Raw genomic sequence first — 18429 nt, forward strand, 5'->3', positions numbered from 1 at the left:
TTTTTTATCATTCTCCCTTTAGTGCTCTCATTCGGCCGGGGCGACCGACGTCGCTCTTCGCCGTGTCTGGTAGTGGTGGAGGCCGGGGGCGCCGCCCCCGCCCCCCCCCCACGACGAGCCGGGCGGGGAGGGTGACGGACTGCGGAGGCCGCCCCTCGATACGGTCGATCAGCGCGCGTACGGCGGCCCGCCCCAGCTCACCGGTCGGCTGGGCGATCGCCGTGACCGGCGGATCGGTGTGCACGAACCACCGGATGTCGTCGAACGCGGCGAGCGCGATGTCGTCCGGCACCCGCAGGCCACGCGCGCGTACGGCGTCGAGCGCGCCGAGCGCCATCAGGTTGTCGGCGGCGAAGACGACCTCGGGCGGCTCGGGCAGGTCGAGGAACCCCTCGGTGACCCGCCGCCCGCTCTCGGCCTGGAAGTCGCCCTGGCCTATGTAGGCGTCGGGGAGGGGGACGCCGTACTCGGCGAGCGCCTCCCCGAAGGCCCGCACCCGCTCGCTGCCGGTGGTGGTGGCCGCGGGGCCCGAGATGATCGCGAGCCGCCGGTGCCCCAGCCCGTAGAGGTGCGCGACGAGGTCCCGTACGGCGGTCTGTCCGTCCGCCCGGACCACGGGCACGTCGACGCCCGGGATCCACCGGTCGACGAACACCATCGGCGTCCCGCCGCGCGCCGCCTCCAGCATCAGCGGCGAGCCGCCGTCGGTGGGGGAGACGAGCAGCCCGTCGATACGGCGGTCGAGCAGCGTCCGTACGTGATGGTCCTGCAGCTCGGGGCGCTCGTCGGCGTTGCCGATGATCACGCTGTAGCCGTGCGCGCGGGCCTCTTCCTCGACCGAGCGGGCCAGCTCCGTGAAGTACGGGTTGAGTACGTCACTGATGACCAGGCCGAGGGTGCGGGTCTGGTCGGTGCGCAGGGAACGGGCGACGGCGTTCGGGCGGTAGCCCAGCGTCTCGACGGCGGCCAGCACACGGGTTCGGGCGTCGGCGCTGACCGACGGATGGTCGTTCAGGACACGGGACACCGTGGCGACGGAAACGCCCGCCGCGGCGGCCACGTCCTTGATACTCGCCATCGCCGCTCCACCTCCTCGTGGAACTCATGGAATCGATTACACGCAACTGCGTAGAGAGGATTGGAATCGATTACACGATGGCTGGGCAAGAGGTGCGGGACGGCCGAAACCGAATCGTGACCCTGGCGCGTGGCCGGCCGCGGGTGCGTCGGGGCTGCTCGCGCAGTTCCCGGCGCCCCTTCGGGACGCTGCGGTGAAGCGCGCGAAAGGGGCGCGGGGAACTGCGCGACCAGCCCCCACCGGCCCGCGGCGATGCGGTGCCGCGGCGATCCGGTGGGGCCCGTCAGCCGATGCGTGTCCCCGTGCCGCTGACGCGGACGCGCGGGTCGCCCGCGAACAGCGTCACCGTGAGTTCGCCGGGGCGGCCCAGATCCTGCCCCTGGTGCAGGGTGAGGACGCCGTCCTCGGGGACCAGTCCCAGCTCACGGGCGTAGGCGCCGAACGCGGCGGCCGCGGCACCGGTCGCCGGGTCCTCGACCACGCCGCCGACGGGGAACGGGTCGCGGACGTGGAAGACGGCGGCCGACTCCCGCCACACCAACTGCACCGTGGTCAGGTCCAGGCGGTGCATCAGGGCTTCGAGGCGCGCGAAGTCGTACGCGAGATCCGCGAGGCGCGCCCGGGTCGCCGCCGCGAGCACGAGATGGCGGGCACCGGCGAACGCGATCCGGGGCGGGAACGCCGGGTCGAGATCGGCGACCGGCCAGCCGAGCGCGTCGAGCGCCTCGGCGAGGTCGGCGCCGGCGATCTCCCCGACGTGCGGCTCGACGCTGGTGAGGGTGGCCGTCAGTGCGCCGCCCGCCTCGGTCACCGTCACCGGCACGGTCCCGGCGGGGGTCGCGAACACCAGCTCGCCGGGGCCGATCCGCTCGGCGAGCGCGATGGCGCTCGCCACGGTGGCGTGCCCGCAGAACGGCACCTCGGCCTTGGGGCTGAAGTACCGGATGGCGTAAGACCGTTCCCGCGCGGACGGGGTCAGGAACGCGGACTCCGAGTACCCGAGGCCCGCGGCGATCGCCAGCATGCCCTCGTCGTCCAGGCCACGGGCGTCCAGCACGACACCCGCGGGGTTGCCCCCCTCGGGGCGGGAGGAGAAGGCGGTGTACCGCAGGACGTCGGGGCGCGGCGCATTCGTCGTCATGACCGCGCAACACGAAGCTGTCGCAGGCCTATTCCGCGCGTTCCCGTCGCGTCACCGACGGTGTGTCACATCGGCTTCGGCTTGAAGACCGCGAAGGTCGCGCCCTGCGGATCGGCGACCACCGACATCCGGCCCGCCATCATCTCGAACGGCGGTGCCAGCACCGTTCCGTTCCGCTTGACCAGTGCGTCCACGGTCGAGTCGACGTCGTCCACGGCGAAGTACGTCAGCCAGTGCGGCGGGACACCGGGCCGGTCGTCCCCCAGCTGGGTGGCGCCGCCGACGCCCTTGCCGCCGACGTTCAGCGACCAGTAGGTCCCCTCGGCGCCCTCCATCGGCTGGATCTCGATGCCGAAGGACTCGCCGTAGAAGCCTGTGGCGCCGAGTACGTCGCTGGTGTTCAGCTCGTTCCAGATCAGCGCGCCCGGCTCGTTGACCAGGCCGGCGCCGTGGAACTCGCCCGGCTGCCACACCCCGAACACCGCGCCCTGCGGGTCGGCGGAGATCAGCATCCGGCCGAGCCCGCCGACGTCCATCACCGGGGCCAGCAGGGTGCCGCCCGCCGAGACGATCGCGTCCTGCGTGGCCTGCGCGTCGGTGCTGGCCAGGTAGGTGGTCCAGACGGTCGGCGGGTCCGGCTGCCCCTCGGGCGCCATGGCGGGACCGATGCCGGCCACCGGCTTGCCGCGCAGCGTGCAGACCGCGTACCCGCCGAACTCACCCGGGCCGATCTCGCCCTGCCAGCCGAACAGGTCCCGGTAGAAGTCCAGCGCGGCCTGCTGGTCCTGCGCCATCAGATCGACCCAGCACGGGGTGCCGGTCGCGTACGGAGTGGTGATCTCGGGCATCTCAGGTTCTCCCTGCGCGCGAAAAATTTCCCCGCCGCCCACCTTCACCGCCCACGGGGGTTCCCGCCACCGGAACGGCCCGGGCTTTACGGTCGGCACACCCGACCGCATGCGGCGGCCGTACCGGGGCTCCCGGCCCGGACCCTGTGTGACCTCGTCCTCCGAGTCGCCCTGACGCCTACGCGGCGGCCAGCTCGCACCACACGTACTTCCCCCGGTTGCCGTATCTCGACAGCGGCTGCCAGCCCCACAGGTCCGAACAGGCTCGTACCAGGGCCAGCCCCCGCCCCTCCTCGGCCTCCCCGAGGCCCTCCAACGGCACGGGAGGCTCGGGCGGTTCGGGGTCCGCGTCCCATGCGCCGAGGCGGAGTGTTCCGGGAGGCGACCACCGCACCCGTAGGGCCGCGGGCCCCTTCGTGTGCCGTACGGCGTTGCAGACCAGCTCGGTGGCGAGGAGTTCGGCGACGTCGAGGAGCCGTGTCAGCCCGTGTGCGGTGAGGATCAGTCTGAGTGTGTGCCGGCTGACGGTGACGGCACGGAGATCGTTGGGGATGGTGAGCGTGTACTCCCAGACATCGGGCATGCGTCATCAACTCCGTTGGCGGTGGGGGGCTTTGCCGAGCGGTGGCGTTGCCGCGGCCGCCATGGCAGGGCGACGCGGTGCACTTCCGCTGCGTGAGCGGTGCGTCACCGAAGGTAGGGGTAACGTATTACCCGTGGCAAGCTGATCGGGCGTTCCGCCACACGAAAGAGGAGAGCCATCCATGGTCCAGCGGCGTGAGCCGACAGCACGTCAGGTACGCCTGGGCGTCGAGTTGCGCAGGCTCCGTGAGGCTGCTGGCCTGACCGGCGCACAGGCGGCAGCCCTGCTCGGTGCGAACAGGGTCCAGATCAGCCACATCGAGCTGGGGCTCACAGGCGTGAGCGAGGAGCGGTTGCGCCGGCTGGCGTCTCATTACGCCTGCGTGGACCAGGAGTTCATCGAGGCGATGGTCAAGATGGCCACGGAACGTACGCAGGGGTGGTGGGAGGAATACCGAGGCCTGCTGCCCACCTCGTTCATGGACCTGTCCGAACTCGATCACCATGCCGCGTTCCAGAGGGATGTGGCCATCCTGTACGTGCCGGGCCTGCTCCAGACGGAGGAGTACGCTCGCGCGGTCTTCTCCTCCCGGCTCCCGGAACTGACCCCGGATGAGCTTGAGTTGCGGGTCAGCCACCGGATGAAGCGTCAGGCCGAGGTCGACTTCCCGCACGAGATCGTGATCCACGAGTCCGCGCTGCGCATGCGAGTCGGTGACCGTGCCGCCTCGCAGGCTCAACTCATCCGACTCCTGGAGCTGTCCGAAACGGGCCGCATCACCTTGCGGGTCATCCCCTTCGATCTGGACGGCTTCGCCATGGCATCGAGCACGATGACGTACGTGGGCGGGCCTGTGCCCAAGCTGGACACGGTTTCGCGCGACGCTCCCCATGGCTCGGTCTTCCTTGATTCCGAGGCTCAGCTCAATACCTATCGAACACGCTTCCATAAAGTGGAGGACGTGTCGCTCGAACCTGATCGCTCGGGCGACTTCATCAACCGGCTACTGAAAGAGCTGTGAGGCCAACATGGACAACTGGCGGAAGTCGTCCTACTCCGGCGAGGGCGACGGCAACAACTGCGTAGAAATAGCCACCACCCCCACCCACACAGCCGTCCGCGACTCAAAGGCCCCGGCCAGGGCCGTCCTCACCTTCCCGGCCGGGGCCTTCAGCACCTTCCTCGACGCTCTCAGGGCCTCCCGGCCAGCATCTCCTCGATGAGGTCCGCGGCCCGCCGCGTACCCCCCTCCGCCCTGGCCGCCGCCCGCAACCGTGCCGAGCGGGCGGCGACCTGCGGGTCCGTCGTCAGCTCGGTCAGCGCCGGGCGCAGCGCCTCCGCCGTGGCGTCCGCCGTGTCGATGCGGCGGGCCACACCCAGCTCCACCAGCCGGTCGGCGTTCATGAACTGGTCCGCGGCCTGCGGTACGGCGATCATCGGGACGCCCGCGAGCAGGCCCTCGCCGCAGCCGCCCATCCCCGCGTGGGTGACGAAGGCGTCGGCCCGCTCCAGGACCGCCCGCTGCGGAACCCAGCCGTGCACCTCGACGTTGGCGGGGATCTCGCCGAGTTCGCCCGGGTCGGTGTACTTGCCGACGGCGAGGACCACGTGCCAGCCGGGCAGGTCGCCGAAGGCGGCGACGCACTGGCGGTAGAACTCGGGCCGGCGGGTGTAGGCCGAGCCCAGGGAGATCAGCAGCACCTTCTCCGCCCCGGCCGGGGGCGTCCAGGCGTCCGCGTCCGCGGAGACGTCGAAACAGGGGCCGACGAAGGTCACCGTGTCCGTGTCGACCCGGTCGGCATGCGGCTGCATCGCCCGGGTGATGAGGGCCAGGGCGCGGGAGGGCGGGCCGGAGAAGGCGTCCACGTCGGTCGTGACCGCCCCGCACGTCGCGAGCCACTGGGCGAACCTCGCCCGGTAGGCGTCGGCGCCCGGCAGCCGCCGCAGATGCACGGCCACGTCCTGCTCGTAGCCGTCCCAGCCCACGAACGTCGGCGACAGCTGCATCAGCGGCCGGCCCTGCGATTCGGCGAGGGCGCGGGCTGCGTACGCGCCGATGTCGTACAGGTACAGGTCCGCCGGGTCGTCGTCGTAGACGGCGTGCAGGCGGGGGAGTGCCTGGACGGCGTCGTCGAGGAAGAGGCCCATCGCGGCGATCGGGTCGTCCGGCCAGTTGTTGTCGGCGACCGGCAGCACCGAGGCACAGGGCACCGGTTCGGCGCCGGTGGGCGCGATCAGGTGGGCCACCGCCGGGTCGTTGGCGTAGGTCACGCGGTGTCCGCGGGCCACCAGCTCGCGGATGATCTCAAGGCTCGGCAGGACGTGGCTGACGGCGGGGATGCCGACCATCGCGACATGGGCACGGCGAGGGGACACGGAAGGCATGGAAGTTCCTCGATTCAGGTCTACGGGGATGAGAGGGCACACCGAACCGGCGCTTGCCGGGCGTCCGTGGACGTCGGCGAGCGCGCGCAGGTGGTCGGCGTCAGCCGTAGATCTGAAGGAACTGCATGTCCGCGACCCTAACCACGGCCGCGCCCGCGGGCACCCCGTTTTCGGTTCGGCGGCCCCGGCGCGGGCCCTGTGGACAGGGCCGTGATCGCTGTCGGTCCTCACCGGTACCGTCGGGTCATGGCTCAGCAGACGGGGACTCCCACCGGCGAACGACGACTCGCCACCGTCGAAGGCGTGCTCGAACGGATCACCTACGCCAACGAGGAGAACGGGTACACGGTCGCCCGTGTCGACACCGGCAGAGGCGCCGGTGATCTCCTGACCGTCGTCGGCGCGCTGCTCGGCGCGCAGGTGGGGGAGTCGCTGCGGATGGAGGGCCGCTGGGGGTCGCATCCCCAGTACGGCAAGCAGTTCACCGTCGAGAACTACACGACCGTGCTGCCGGCCACCGTCCAGGGCATCCGGCGCTATCTGGGGTCCGGACTGGTCAAGGGGATCGGGCCGGTGTTCGCCGACCGGATCACCCAGCACTTCGGGGTGGACACCCTCAGGATCATCGAGGAGGAGCCGAAGCGGCTCGTCGAGGTGCCGGGGCTCGGGCCGAAGCGGACCAGGAAGATCGCCGACGCCTGGGAGGAGCAGAAGGCGATCAAGGAGGTCATGCTCTTCCTGCAGACCGTCGAGGTGTCCACGTCCATCGCCGTGCGGATCTACAAGAAGTACGGCGACGCCTCGATCTCCGTGGTGAGGAACCAGCCCTACCGGCTCGCCGCCGACGTCTGGGGCATCGGATTCCTGACCGCCGACAAGATCGCCCAGTCCGTCGGGATCCCCCACGACAGCCCGGAGCGGGTGAAGGCGGGACTGCAGTACGCCCTGTCCCAGTCCGCCGACCAGGGGCATTGCTACCTGCCCGAGGAGCGGCTGATCGCCGACGCGGTCAAGCTGCTCCAGGTCGACACCGGGCTCGTCATCGACTGCCTCGCCGAGCTGGCCGCGCCGCCCGAGGACGGGGAGGACCCGGGCGTCGTACGGGAGAGGCTGCCCGGGCCAGGGCCCGGCGCCGAACCCGTCACCGCCGTCTATCTCGTGCCCTTCCACCGGGCCGAAGTGGCCCTCGCCTCCCAGCTGTTGCGGCTGCTGCGCACCGGCGAGGACCGGATGCCCTCGTTCCGGAACGTCGCCTGGGACAAGGCGCTCGCCTGGCTGAAGGACCGCACCGGCGTCGACCTCGCCCCCGAGCAGGAGGCCGCCGTCAGGCTGGCGCTGACCGAGAAGGTCGCGGTGCTCACCGGCGGGCCCGGCTGCGGCAAGTCGTTCACCGTCAGGTCGATCGTGGAGCTGGCACGGGCCAGGCGGGCCAAGGTGGTGCTCGCCGCGCCCACCGGCCGTGCCGCCAAACGGCTCGCCGAGCTGACCGGCGCGGACGCCTCGACCGTGCACCGCCTGCTGGAGCTGAAGCCCGGCGGCGACGCGGCCTACGACCGGGACCGCCCGCTGGACGCCGACCTGGTGGTGGTGGACGAGGCGTCGATGCTGGATCTGCTCCTGGCCAACAAACTGGTGAAGGCCGTACCGCCCGGTGCGCACCTGCTGTTCGTCGGGGACGTCGACCAACTGCCCAGCGTCGGGGCGGGAGAGGTGCTCCGGGACCTGCTCGCCGAGGACAGCCCGCTGCCCGCAGTCCGGCTCACCCGCGTCTTCCGGCAGGCCCAGCAGTCCGGGGTGGTGACCAACGCGCACCGGATCAACGCGGGGCAGCAACCCGTCACCGACGGCATGAAGGACTTCTTCCTGTTCGTGGAGGACGAGACGGAGGAGGCGGGCAGACTCACCGTCGACGTGGCCGCCCGCCGCATCCCGGCGAAGTTCGGGCTCGATCCGCGGCGGGACGTGCAGGTGCTCGCGCCCATGCACCGGGGGCCGGCGGGCGCCGGCGCGCTCAACGCCCTGTTGCAGCAGGCCGTCACGCCCGGGCGGCCCGACCTCGCCGAGAAGCGGTTCGGCGGGCGGGTCTTCCGGGTCGGCGACAAGGTCACCCAGATTCGCAACAATTACGAGAAGGGCAAGAACGGTGTCTTCAACGGCACCGTGGGCGTGGTCACCTCGCTCGACCCGGTCGACCAGCGCCTGACGGTGCTGACCGACGAGGACGAGGAGGTTTCGTACGAGTTCGACGAACTGGACGAACTGGCCCACGCGTACGCGGTGACCATCCACCGCTCACAGGGAAGTGAATATCCCGCGGTGGTGATCCCGGTCACCACCGGCGCCTGGATGATGCTCCAACGGAACCTCCTGTACACCGCGGTCACCCGGGCCAGGCGCCTGGTCGTCCTCGTCGGTTCACGCAAGGCCATCGGTCAGGCGGTGCGCACGGTGTCGGCGGGCCGGCGTTGTACAGCGCTGGACTTCCGGCTCCGCGGCGGTTCGCAGGAGCCTCGCGGAGGCTCATAGGCGACACATCGCGGGCCATCCCGAAAAATGATCGATCAAACGAGTCGTGAAGGTCACAGACCACTTCCAGATGGGGAATCAAGGGGGCAGGATGAGCAGGTTGGCGGCACTGAGTGCCGTCGATGGGCCTAATGGTCGACCCCGAGTGCACTCTCCTGAGCCAAATGGGGGATGGTAGAGACAGTCAGGGCACCTCGAAGATGAGGCACTACGTCGGTGAGGGAAGACGTGAGCGACAACTCTGTAGTACTGCGGTACGGCGACGGCGAGTACACCTACCCGGTGGTTGACAGCACCGTCGGCGACAAGGGCTTCGACATCGGGAAGCTCCGCGCCCAGACCGGTCTGGTGACCCTGGACAGCGGATACGGCAACACCGCCGCATACAAATCCGCCGTCACCTACCTCGACGGCGAGGCGGGCATCCTCCGGTACCGCGGCTACCCCATCGAGCAGCTGGCCGAGCGCTCCACTTTCCTGGAGGTGGCCTACCTGCTGATCAACGGTGAGCTGCCGACGGTGGACGAGCTCACCACGTTCAAGAACGAGATCACGCGGCACACCCTGCTGCACGAGGACGTCAAGAACTTCTACCGGGGCTTCCCCCGGGACGCCCACCCGATGGCCATGCTCTCCTCGGTGGTCTCCGCGCTGTCCACGTTCTACCAGGACAGCCACAACCCGTTCGACGCCAAGCAGCGCGATCTCTCCACGATCCGGCTGCTCGCGAAGCTTCCGACGATCGCCGCGTACGCGTACAAGAAGTCGGTCGGCCACCCGTTCGTCTACCCGCGCAACGACCTCTCCTACGTGGAGAACTTCCTGCGCATGACGTTCTCGGTGCCGGCGCAGGACTACGAGCTCGACCCGGTCGTCGTCTCGGCGCTGGACAAGCTGCTGATCCTGCACGCCGACCACGAGCAGAACTGTTCGACGTCGACGGTCCGCCTGGTCGGCTCGTCGCAGGCGAACATGTTCGCGTCGATCTCGGCCGGCATCTCCGCCCTGTGGGGTCCCCTGCACGGTGGCGCCAACCAGTCCGTGCTGGAGATGCTGGAGGGCATCCAGGTCTCCGGCGGTGACGTCGACTCCTTCATCCGCAAGGTGAAGAACAAGGAGGACGGCGTCCGTCTGATGGGCTTCGGCCACCGGGTCTACAAGAACTTCGACCCGCGCGCCAAGATCATCAAGGCCGCCGCCCACGATGTCCTCTCCGCCCTCGGCAAGTCCGACGAGCTGCTGGACATCGCCCTGAAGCTGGAGGAGCACGCGCTCTCCGACGACTACTTCGTCTCGCGCAGCCTCTACCCGAACGTCGACTTCTACACCGGCCTGATCTACCGCGCCATGGGCTTCCCGACCGAGATGTTCACGGTCCTGTTCGCCCTCGGCCGGCTGCCGGGCTGGATCGCCCAGTGGCAGGAAATGATCAAGGAGCCGGGTTCCCGCATCGGCCGCCCCCGCCAGATCTACACGGGCGTCGTCGAGCGCGACTTCGTGCCGGTCGAGGAGCGCTGACCTCTTCGGGCGCCGTCGGCTTCGACGCCGCCGGGTGGTCACGGCCACCGAGGCGGGCCCGGGGCGACTGAACCGAAGGGGCGCGTCGGTGTCGAGGGCGCGACCGAGCGGAGGCCCGAAGGGTCCGGCACGGTCGTGTTCTGGACACCGGCTGCGGCGCCCCGGAGGCGACGGAACCCGGCGAAGGAACCTGAAGAACGCGCACAGCAGAAGGCGCCCTGGAGCGCCGGTCCCCCCACGGGCCGGCGACCAGGGCGCCTTCCCGTGTCCCGGTGCGGATTCCCCCCACGGGATCCGGCCGGGCGCTCGGTGCGGCAGCGCCTGAATTCGCTGCTTTGAGCACAACGAGCAGAACTCGCCGTACTGCTGCGTACTGCTGTTGTGCTCGTGCTCCAGTGATGCGGTGCGATCTGCCGGGACGCGTACCGCACGGGAGGGCCGCTCAAAGCTTCCCGTCGTACGTGTCCCGGCAACGCATCTCTGAGGAAGTCCCCCAAGACATCCCCAGATGCCAGGTCAGCGCCCCCCAAGACGCTGGTCTGACATCGCCAACTTAGACCTTCGAACCCCTTCGATGGTTACGTTCGCATCACTGTGATCTGCGTCTCTTGCATATGTCCGTTAGATGCGCAAGAGCCCCGATACGGCGATCGGGGCTCAAGCGTAAGGATGATGCGCGAGCCTTGTGAAGAGCTTATGTGAGGTGCGCGTCGGACTCCAGGGGGACTTCCGCATCCGCTGCCGCGAACCGGCGGTAACTTTCAGCGGAAGGTGCGCAGCCGCAGGCTGTTGGTCACCACGAACACGGACGAGAAGGCCATCGCGGCCCCCGCGATCATCGGATTGAGCAGTCCGGCGGCGGCCAGCGGGAGCGCGGCCACGTTGTAGCCGAAGGCCCACACGAGGTTGCCCTTGATGGTGGCGAGGGTCCGCCGGGAGAGCCGGATGGCGTCCGCCGCCACCCGCAGGTCGCCGCGGACCAGGGTCAGGTCGCCGGCCTCGATCGCCGCGTCCGTCCCCGTGCCCATCGCGAGCCCCAGGTCGGCGGCGGCCAGCGCGGCCGCGTCGTTGACGCCGTCACCGACCATGGCGACCGTGCGCCCCTCACGCCGCAGCCGTCGTACGACGTCGACCTTCTCCTCGGGCAGCACCTCGGCGATCACGTCCCGGGAGTCGATGCCGACCGCCCGGGCGACCGACTCGGCCACCGTCCGGCTGTCCCCGGTCAGCAGCACCGGCGTCAGCCCGAGGGCGCGCAGTTCGCGCACCGCCTCGGCGCTGGACTCCTTGACCGTGTCCGCGACGGCGAGGACGGCGCGGGCCCGGCCGTCCCAGCCGGCCAGGACGGCCGTACGGCCCTCCTCCTCGGCCCGGGAGAGGGCGGCGGCCAACTCCTGCGGTACGGCGTCGAAGAGGCGCCCCACGGCCACCTCGCGGCCGTCCACGCGTCCGCGTACGCCCCGTCCGGGGACGTTCTCGAAGTGTGCGGCCGCCGGCAGGGCCCCTACCCGCTCCTCGGCCCCCGCGGCGATCGCCCGTGCCACCGGATGCTCCGAGGCGTGTTCGAGGGCGCCCGCGAGCCGCAGCACCTCGTCCATGTCGGCGCCGTCGGCGACGTACACCTCCTGCAGGCTCATCCGCCCGGTGGTCACCGTCCCGGTCTTGTCCAGCACGACGGTGTCGACCCGGTGCGTGGACTCCAGCACCTCCGGGCCCTTGATGAGGATGCCGAGCTGCGCGCCCCGCCCGGTGCCGACCATCAGGGCCGTCGGCGTGGCCAGGCCCAGGGCGCACGGACAGGCGATGATCAGCACGGCGACCGCGGCCGTGAAGGCGGCCGCGGTGTCACCGGTGACACCGAGCCAGACCGCGAAGGTGCCGAGCGCGATCGCGATGACGACGGGCACGAAGACGGCGGAGATCCGGTCGGCGAGCCGCTGCACCTCTGCCTTGCCGTTCTGTGCGTCCTCCACCAGCCGCGCCATCCGGGCGAGCTGGGTGTCGGCCCCGACCCGGCCGGCCTCCACGACCAGCCGCCCGCCCGCGTTGACGGTCGCCCCGGTGACGGTGTCGCCCACGGTGACGTCCACCGGCACCGACTCGCCGGTCAGCATCGACGCGTCCACCGCCGAGGCGCCCTCGACCACGGTCCCGTCGGTCGCGATCTTCTCCCCGGGCCGTACGACGAACCGGTCGCCGACCGTCAGCGACGCCACCGGGACCCGCACCTCGCGCCCGGCCCGCAGCACCGCCACGTCCTTGGCGCCCAGCTCCATCAGCGCCCGCAGGGCCGCCCCCGCGCGCCGCTTGGAGCGGGCCTCCAGATAGCGGCCGAGCAGGATCAGCGCGACGACGCCGGAGGCGACCTCCAGGTAGATCGAGGAGGCGCCCCCCATGCCGCCGTCCGTACGGGAGACGGTGAACCGGAACTCGTCGTGCATGCCGGCCATGCCCGCCTCACCGAGGAACAGCGCCCACAGCGACCAGCCGAACGCGGCCAGCGTGCCGACCGAGACCAGGGTGTCCATGGTGGCCGCGCCGTGCCGGGCGTTGGTCCAGGCGGCCCGGTGGAACGGCAGGCCTCCCCAGACGACCACCGGAGCGGCGAGGGTCAGGGACAGCCACTGCCAGTTGTCGAACTGCCACGCCGGGACCATGGCGAGCAGCACCACCGGCGCCGCCAGCAGGGCGCAGACGAGCAGGCGCCGGCGGAGGGCGGCGAGTTCGGGATCCCGCTCGGGGCCCTCCCGCGGTTCCTGTTCCGGCTCCGGCGGCGCGGGCTCCTCGGCGGTGTACCCGGTCCTCTCGACCACGGCGATCAGATCGGCGACCTGGACCCCCCCGGGGTATGTCACCTTCGCCTTCTCGGTCGCGTAGTTCACGGTGGCCGTGACGCCGTCCATCCGGTTGAGCTTCTTCTCGACCCGGGCCGCGCAGGAGGCGCAGGTCATCCCGCCGATGAGAAGCTCGACCTCGGCCTCGGGGCCGGGGAGCGGCTCGGCTATCCGGGTCTGTGCTGTGGTGGTGCTGGTCATGTCCGGACTCCAGACGACGGACCGGACCGTACGGATCCAGTATCAGCTGGTCGGCACGGCCCGGCGGGGGATACGTCTTCCTCGTACGTACTGCGGGTGTTGCTCGTCCTGCGGGTACCGCCCGCCGTGGCCTCGATGTCAGATGCGGCCGACGAGTTCGAAGCCCGCCTCGTCGACGGCGGCGCGGACCGCCTCCTCGTCGAGCGGGGCGGCGGAGACGACCGTGACCTCGCCGCTGGACGCGACCGCCTTCACCGAACTGACGCCGGGCAGTCCGGAGAGCTCGGCGGAGACGGAGCCCTCGCAGTGTCCGCAGCTCATGCCGGTCACCTGGTAGACGGCGGTCACGGAACCCGGGGTGTCGGTCTGGGCGGTCATGTCGTTCTCCTCGTCGAGGCGCGTGGGGCCGGTGGGGCCGGTGGGGCCCGCGAGGGAACCCCACTGTTTTCACACTATACCCCTAGGGGGTATTTCTCCAAGAGGGGTCCCGGCGCGCCAGCGAGGTCACCCAGGCGACGCCGAGCAGCGAGACGAGGACCAGCAGACCGACGGAGAACAGGGTGAAGAGGTGCTGCTGTGCGGTGGTGGGGCGCGGGACGTACCCGGCGGCGAACAGCTGCCGGGCCAGTCCGGTGCCCGCCAGCTGTGCCACCAGCCAGATCGCGATGCCGTGCGTGGAGTCCCACAGGGCGTGCAGCAGGGCCACGCCCAGGTAGGTGCCCGCGACCGGGAGGGGGAGGCGGAAGCGCCCGTTCGGGCGGCGGTACGACAGCAGGACCCCGCCCGCGACGGCCGTCCACAGGCCGTGCCCGAAGGGGGCCAGTACTCCGCGCAGGATCTCCGTCTCGATCAGTGCCCGCAGGTCGATGCCCGTGGTGGAGACCGCCGCGTCGAAGGCGTAGCCGGCGCTCTCCAGGGCCGCGAAGCCGAAGCCGACGGCGGCGCCGAGGACCAGGCCGGCCCGCAGGCCGCGGATCCCGGGCAGCCGGCGCAGCACGAACACCAGCGCGCCGAGCTTCGCCGCCTCCTCGATCAGGCCGACGCAGACGAACATCCCCCAGGAGGGGCGGACGAGGTAGGACTCCATCACGGAGGCGCCCAGCACCCCGAGCGCGCCGCCGGTCAGGAAGCAGCCGAGGATCGCGCTGACCCCCAGGTCGCGGCCGTGCCGCTCGTAGGCCCACAGCACGAAGACGACCGGGACCAGAAAGCCGCCGAGCAGGACGAGGGTCGGCAGCAGCGAGGTGTCCTTGGTCGCGTACGTCACCGCCGCGGTCAGGGTCCACAGGGTGAGCCCGCCGCCGAGGCAGCGCTTCCACAGGCCGGTCCGGATGCGCGGGTACGGCGGTGGCGGCTGCTGCGGACGGGGGATGCGGGCCTGTGGCCGACGGGGCGACGGTGAGTGGGTCACGGCGGGGGTCCCCCTGGGTGCTCCTGCGGGCGCGCGCGGCGCATGGCGGATCGGGGCTGGTGGAACTGGAGTGACGCGATTACCCGCACTCTAGGCATATGCGCCGGATGTCGCAGTCCGGAGAGGGTGCGGGGAGTCACCCCCCGCACCGCGGACCCGACGAAAACCGGGCGCCGCACCCCCCCGCGGGGCCGGTCCGGGAGCCGGTCCGGTGCGGGAGTCCGAGTGGTGGGCCGTCCCGCCGTGTGTGCGGACGGGTCGGTGCGGGGCTTCGCCGTGGGAGCGTCGGCACGCGGTCCTGTGCCGAGGGCCGTGTGCCGCTTAGCCTTCGCGCAGTCCCCGAAAGGAGCACCCGCCCATGCGAGCAGTCGTCTTCGACCGGTACGGCGGCCCCGCCGAGGTACGGGACGTCCCAGACCCCCGGCCGGCCCCGCACGGCGTGGTGGTCCGGGTCGAGGCCACTGGTCTGTGCCGCAGCGACTGGCACGGCTGGGCGGGCCACGACCCGGACATCACGCTCCCGCACGTGCCCGGCCATGAACTCGCCGGTGTGGTCGAGGAGGCCGGCGTCGCGGTGACCGGCGCGCGCCCCGGCGACCGGGTCACCGTGCCGTTCGTCTGCGCCTGCGGCGGCTGCCCGTCCTGCGCGGCCGGCGACCAGCAGGTCTGCGAACGCCAGACCCAGCCAGGCTTCACCCACTGGGGCTCCTTCGCCCACTACGTGGCCCTGGACCACGCCGACGTGAACCTGGTGACGATCCCGGACGACATGGCGTACACCACGGCCGCCGCCCTGGGCTGCCGCTTCGCGACCGCGTTCCGCGCGGTGGTGCAGCGGGGCCGGGTCGCGGCGGGGGAGTGGGTGTCGGTGTACGGCTGCGGAGGCGTGGGCCTGTCGGCGGTGATGATCGCGGTGGCGGCCGGGGCGCGCGTCGTCGCGGTCGACGTGTCGCCCAGAGCCCTGGAGCTGGCCCGGGAGTTCGGCGCGGCGCACTGCGTGGCCGCGGGGGACGGCGCCGACCCCGCGGCGGCGGTCCGCGAGCTGACCGCCGGCGGCAGTCATCTCTCCCTGGACGCCCTCGGTTCACCGCCCACCGCCGCCGCCTCGGTCAACTCCCTGCGCCGCCGCGGCCGTCACGTCCAGGTGGGGCTGGTGCCGTCCCCGGACGCCACCACCCCCGTACCCCTGGCCCGTGCCCTCGCCCTGGAGCTGGAACTCCTCGGCAGCCACGGCATGGCGGCGCACACCTACCCCGCCATGCTCGAACTGGTCCGCGCGGGCACCCTCCGCCCCGACCTCCTGGTGACCTCGACGATCACCCTGGACGCGGCTCCGCGGGCCCTGGCGGCGATGGGCGAGGCGCCCGGGTCGGGGGTGACGGTCATCGAGCCCTGGGCCTGAGCGCTCCGCCGGGCACGGCTCAGGCCTCTCTGCGGTTTCTGTTGCCCGGCCTGGAGGCGACCCAGGCACGGACGGTGTCGGCGTACCAGTAGGGCTTGCCGCCCTCGACGTGGTCGGGTGGCGGAAGCAGCCCGTGTTTGCGGTACGAGCGGACGGTGTCGGGCTGCACCCGGATGTGCGCCGCGATCTCCTTGTAGGACCAGAGCCGTCGGTCGGTCATGGGATGCACCTCCCTGCGCGCACCGCGGGGGCGACCGGGGGCGGTCGTCGGGGGAGCCGGGCGCTGCGCTGGCGATCACAAAGCCTGTGCCCGGTGAACGACGGAGAGTGACTGTGGGCAAGCGGCTGTGGATCTGGTGTGACCGAGAACCCGCGTAGGTGCGACATGTGTGACACGAGGAGGTTATTTGTGACACGGCTGGGGCACAGCCGCACGCCGGGTCATCGGCGGGGCGCGTTGACATGAGGGGGGCGGTGTGACGGGGGTCCGGACCATCGCGCCGGGCCGGTACGCGATGTGGTGTCGTCAGAATGTCCGGACAAACCATTGACACGACCTCCTGTCCAGGACTACAAACCGGGGGAGAGCCGTGACGAAGGGAAACCGATGGCGTACGACCTGATCACCATGGGGCGGATCGGGGTGGATCTCTATCCGCTCCAGACCGGCGTCCCGCTCGCCCAGGTGTCGTCCTTCGGCAAGTTCCTCGGCGGGTCGGCGACGAACGTGGCGGTGGCGGCCGCCCGCCTCGGCCGGAACACCGCCGTCATCAGCCGCACCGGCCAGGACGCCTTCGGCGCCTACCTGCACGAGGCGCTGCGCGGCTTCGGGGTGGACGACCGCTGGGTCACCGCGGTCCCCGGACTGAACACCCCGGTCACCTTCTGCGAGGTCTTCCCGCCGGACGACTTCCCGCTCTACTTCTACCGGCAGCCCAAGGCCCCGGACCTGGAGATCGACGCCCACGACCTGGACCTCGACGCGGTCCGCGAGACCCGGATCTTCTGGGTCACCGGCACCGGTCTGAGCGAGGAACCCAGCCGTACGGCGACCCTCGCCGCCCTCGCCCACCGGGCCAGGACCGGCACCACCGTCTTCGACCTCGACTGGCGCCCGATGTTCTGGAGCGACCCGGAGTCGGCCCGCCCCTTCTACGCCGAGGCCCTCAAGCACACCACCGTCGCCGTCGGCAACCTCGACGAGGTCGAGGTGGCGACCGGCGTGCGCGAGCCGCAGGCCGCCGCGCAGGCCCTGCTCGACGCCGGGGTCGAGATCGCCGTCGTCAAGCAGGGACCCAAGGGCGTCCTCGCCGTCCACCGCGACGGCGACTGCGCCGAGGTGCCGCCGCTGCCCGTGACCGTCCTCAACGGACTCGGGGCCGGTGACGCCTTCGGCGGCTCCCTCTGCCACGGGCTCCTCGAAGGCTGGGACCTGGAGAAGACCATGCGGCACGCCAACGCGGCCGGCGCCATCGTCGCCTCCCGCCTGGAGTGCTCGTCCGCGATGCCGACCGGCGAGGAGATCGCCGCCGCGCTCGCCGCCGGGGCGGTGCTGTGAGGGCCGGCCGGGTCGCGGGCGCGCACCACGACGGCGCGGCCCCCGCCAGGCGGCCGGACGTCGACATCGCGGCCCTCGTCCACACCCGCACCCACCACCCCGAGGCCATCGCCGAGGCGGCCGCGCGAAGAACCCGCCGGCCGCTCCTCGACGCGGACGGCAGGCTGATGATCGTCGCCGCCGACCACCCGGCCCGCGGCGCCCTCGGCGTGGGCGGCGACCGGCTCGCCATGGCCAACCGGGCGGAACTGCTGGAGCGGCTCTGCCTGGCGCTGTCCCGGCCCGGCGTCGACGGCGTCCTCGCCACCGCCGACATCCTCGACGACCTGTTGCTGCTCGGCGTCCTGGACGGCAAGGTCGTCATGGGCTCGATGAACCGCGGCGGACTGCAGGGCGCCCGCTTCGAACTCGACGACCGGTTCACCGGCCACCGCGCCGAGGACATACAGCGCCTCGGGTTCGACGCCGGCAAGCTGCTGCTGCGGATCGACTACGACGACCCGGGCTCGCTGACCACCCTGGAGTCCACCGCCCGCGCCATCGACGACATGGCCGCGCGCCGGCTGCCGGTCTTCGTCGAGCCGTTCATCAGCAGCCGCACCCCCGAGGGCAAGGTCAGGAACGACCTGTCCGCGGAGGCGGTCACCCGGTCCATCGCCATCGCCTCGGGACTGGGCGGGAGTTCCGCCTACACCTGGCTGAAGCTCCCGGTCACCGAGAACCCCGACGACATGGCCCAGGTCATGGAGACGTCCACGCTGCCCGCCGTGCTGCTGGGAGGCGAGGTCGGGGGCACCGTCGAGGAACAAGCCGGGGCGTACGAGAAGTGGCGCAGCGCCCTCCGACTCCCCACCGTGCGCGGTCTGGTGGTCGGCCGCTCGCTGCTCTACCCGGCGGACGGCGACGTGGCCGCCGCCGTGGACACCGCCGTAGGACTGCTGTGA

General features: G+C 71.3%; 16 protein-coding genes. 7 read left to right on the plus strand and 9 right to left on the minus strand.

Annotated features, from left to right (window positions below; genetic code table 11):
- Nucleotides 1-7: 7 nt before the first annotated feature.
- The 4 genes from ACFXI4_RS35025 to ACFXI4_RS35040 all read right to left on the minus strand — a co-directional run bounded on the left by ACFXI4_RS35025 (nt 8) and on the right by ACFXI4_RS35040 (nt 3650).
- Nucleotides 8-1078, minus strand: coding sequence for a LacI family DNA-binding transcriptional regulator (locus ACFXI4_RS35025; RefSeq protein ID WP_384998760.1), 1071 nt, complete (start codon nt 1076-1078; stop codon nt 8-10).
- 283 nt (nt 1079-1361) lie between these two features.
- Nucleotides 1362-2219, minus strand: a complete 858-nt coding sequence (locus tag ACFXI4_RS35030; protein ID WP_384998763.1) for a PhzF family phenazine biosynthesis protein — start codon at nt 2217-2219, stop codon at nt 1362-1364.
- Nucleotides 2220-2284: 65 nt separating this feature from the next.
- Nucleotides 2285-3067, minus strand: coding sequence for a VOC family protein (locus ACFXI4_RS35035; RefSeq protein ID WP_384998766.1), 783 nt, complete (start codon nt 3065-3067; stop codon nt 2285-2287).
- Between the two features lie 178 nt (nt 3068-3245).
- On the minus strand, nt 3246-3650 hold the full coding sequence (locus tag ACFXI4_RS35040) for an ATP-binding protein (RefSeq protein WP_384998769.1): 405 nt from the start codon (nt 3648-3650) through the stop codon (nt 3246-3248).
- 181 nt (nt 3651-3831) lie between these two features.
- On the opposite strand from ACFXI4_RS35040, the gene ACFXI4_RS35045 reads away from it, so the two are divergent.
- Nucleotides 3832-4671 (plus strand): helix-turn-helix domain-containing protein, encoded by an 840-nt coding sequence (locus ACFXI4_RS35045; protein ID WP_384998772.1) that lies wholly within the window; start codon nt 3832-3834, stop codon nt 4669-4671.
- 7 nt (nt 4672-4678) lie between these two features.
- A complete protein-coding gene (locus ACFXI4_RS35050; protein WP_362715636.1) occupies nt 4679-4873 on the plus strand; it encodes a DUF397 domain-containing protein in 195 nt (64 codons plus the stop codon).
- On the opposite strand, the gene ACFXI4_RS35055 is transcribed toward ACFXI4_RS35050, so the two are convergent.
- Nucleotides 4842-6035, minus strand: a complete 1194-nt coding sequence (locus ACFXI4_RS35055) for a macrolide family glycosyltransferase (RefSeq protein ID WP_384998776.1) — start codon at nt 6033-6035, stop codon at nt 4842-4844. The two genes, ACFXI4_RS35050 and ACFXI4_RS35055, sit on opposite strands and share 32 nt — an antisense overlap.
- A 246-nt stretch (nt 6036-6281) precedes the next feature.
- Between ACFXI4_RS35055 and ACFXI4_RS35060 the strand changes: the two genes are divergently transcribed.
- Nucleotides 6282-8561: an ATP-dependent RecD-like DNA helicase gene (locus ACFXI4_RS35060; RefSeq protein ID WP_384998779.1), complete on the plus strand. Its 2280-nt coding sequence runs from the start codon at nt 6282-6284 to the stop codon at nt 8559-8561.
- 228 nt (nt 8562-8789) lie between these two features.
- Complete coding sequence (locus ACFXI4_RS35065) at nt 8790-10079, plus strand: citrate synthase (RefSeq protein ID WP_362715642.1); 1290 nt, start codon at nt 8790-8792, stop codon at nt 10077-10079.
- A 761-nt stretch (nt 10080-10840) separates the two neighbouring features.
- Here the strand turns inward: ACFXI4_RS35065 and ACFXI4_RS35070 are convergent.
- From ACFXI4_RS35070 to ACFXI4_RS35080, 3 genes are all read right to left on the minus strand, one after another.
- Entirely contained in the window at nt 10841-13114 is a 2274-nt protein-coding gene (locus ACFXI4_RS35070) for a heavy metal translocating P-type ATPase (RefSeq protein WP_384998783.1), read from the minus strand.
- A 138-nt stretch (nt 13115-13252) separates the two neighbouring features.
- Nucleotides 13253-13492 carry a heavy-metal-associated domain-containing protein gene (locus ACFXI4_RS35075; protein ID WP_384998785.1) on the minus strand — a complete coding sequence of 80 codons (240 nt, stop codon included), beginning with the start codon at nt 13490-13492 and terminating at the stop codon, nt 13253-13255.
- Between the two features lie 82 nt (nt 13493-13574).
- The gene (locus ACFXI4_RS35080) at nt 13575-14525 is read right to left on the minus strand and encodes a PrsW family intramembrane metalloprotease (RefSeq protein ID WP_384998787.1); all 951 of its coding nucleotides are present in this window, start codon (nt 14523-14525) and stop codon (nt 13575-13577) included.
- Between the two features lie 358 nt (nt 14526-14883).
- Between ACFXI4_RS35080 and ACFXI4_RS35085 the strand changes: the two genes are divergently transcribed.
- Nucleotides 14884-15927, plus strand: a complete 1044-nt coding sequence (locus ACFXI4_RS35085) for a zinc-binding dehydrogenase (RefSeq protein ID WP_384998790.1) — start codon at nt 14884-14886, stop codon at nt 15925-15927.
- A gap of 19 nt (nt 15928-15946) precedes the next feature.
- Here ACFXI4_RS35085 and ACFXI4_RS35090 read toward each other — a convergent pair whose 3' ends face one another.
- On the minus strand, nt 15947-16147 hold the full coding sequence (locus ACFXI4_RS35090) for a MerR family transcriptional regulator (RefSeq protein ID WP_351690851.1): 201 nt from the start codon (nt 16145-16147) through the stop codon (nt 15947-15949).
- A 387-nt stretch (nt 16148-16534) separates the two neighbouring features.
- On the opposite strand from ACFXI4_RS35090, the gene iolC reads away from it, so the two are divergent.
- Together iolC and ACFXI4_RS35100 are read left to right on the plus strand one after the other, a co-directional pair.
- Nucleotides 16535-17485, plus strand: coding sequence for a 5-dehydro-2-deoxygluconokinase (gene iolC / locus ACFXI4_RS35095; protein WP_384998793.1), 951 nt, complete (start codon nt 16535-16537; stop codon nt 17483-17485).
- A gap of 65 nt (nt 17486-17550) precedes the next feature.
- Complete coding sequence (locus ACFXI4_RS35100) at nt 17551-18429, plus strand: deoxyribose-phosphate aldolase (protein WP_362723724.1); 879 nt, start codon at nt 17551-17553, stop codon at nt 18427-18429.

Origin of the sequence: Streptomyces sp. NPDC059224 (assembly GCF_042754285.1) — a bacterium.
Lineage (GTDB): Bacteria > Actinomycetota > Actinomycetes > Streptomycetales > Streptomycetaceae > Streptomyces.

Bases quoted from the DNA above. Each gene is read 5' to 3' on its own strand.
- ACFXI4_RS35025 (WP_384998760.1), bottom strand. From the start codon at position 1,078: ATGGCGAGTATCAAGGACGTGGCCGCCGCGGCGGGCGTTTCCGTCGCC.
- ACFXI4_RS35030 (WP_384998763.1), bottom strand. From the start codon at position 2,219: ATGACGACGAATGCGCCGCGCCCCGACGTCCTGCGGTACACCGCCTTC.
- ACFXI4_RS35035 (WP_384998766.1), bottom strand. From the start codon at position 3,067: ATGCCCGAGATCACCACTCCGTACGCGACCGGCACCCCGTGCTGGGTC.
- ACFXI4_RS35040 (WP_384998769.1), bottom strand. From the start codon at position 3,650: ATGCCCGATGTCTGGGAGTACACGCTCACCATCCCCAACGATCTCCGT.
- ACFXI4_RS35045 (WP_384998772.1), top strand. From the start codon at position 3,832: ATGGTCCAGCGGCGTGAGCCGACAGCACGTCAGGTACGCCTGGGCGTC.
- ACFXI4_RS35050 (WP_362715636.1), top strand. From the start codon at position 4,679: ATGGACAACTGGCGGAAGTCGTCCTACTCCGGCGAGGGCGACGGCAAC.
- ACFXI4_RS35055 (WP_384998776.1), bottom strand. From the start codon at position 6,035: ATGCCTTCCGTGTCCCCTCGCCGTGCCCATGTCGCGATGGTCGGCATC.
- ACFXI4_RS35060 (WP_384998779.1), top strand. From the start codon at position 6,282: ATGGCTCAGCAGACGGGGACTCCCACCGGCGAACGACGACTCGCCACC.
- ACFXI4_RS35070 (WP_384998783.1), bottom strand. From the start codon at position 13,114: ATGACCAGCACCACCACAGCACAGACCCGGATAGCCGAGCCGCTCCCC.
- ACFXI4_RS35075 (WP_384998785.1), bottom strand. From the start codon at position 13,492: ATGACCGCCCAGACCGACACCCCGGGTTCCGTGACCGCCGTCTACCAG.
- ACFXI4_RS35085 (WP_384998790.1), top strand. From the start codon at position 14,884: ATGCGAGCAGTCGTCTTCGACCGGTACGGCGGCCCCGCCGAGGTACGG.
- ACFXI4_RS35090 (WP_351690851.1), bottom strand. From the start codon at position 16,147: ATGACCGACCGACGGCTCTGGTCCTACAAGGAGATCGCGGCGCACATC.
- iolC (WP_384998793.1), top strand. From the start codon at position 16,535: ATGGCGTACGACCTGATCACCATGGGGCGGATCGGGGTGGATCTCTAT.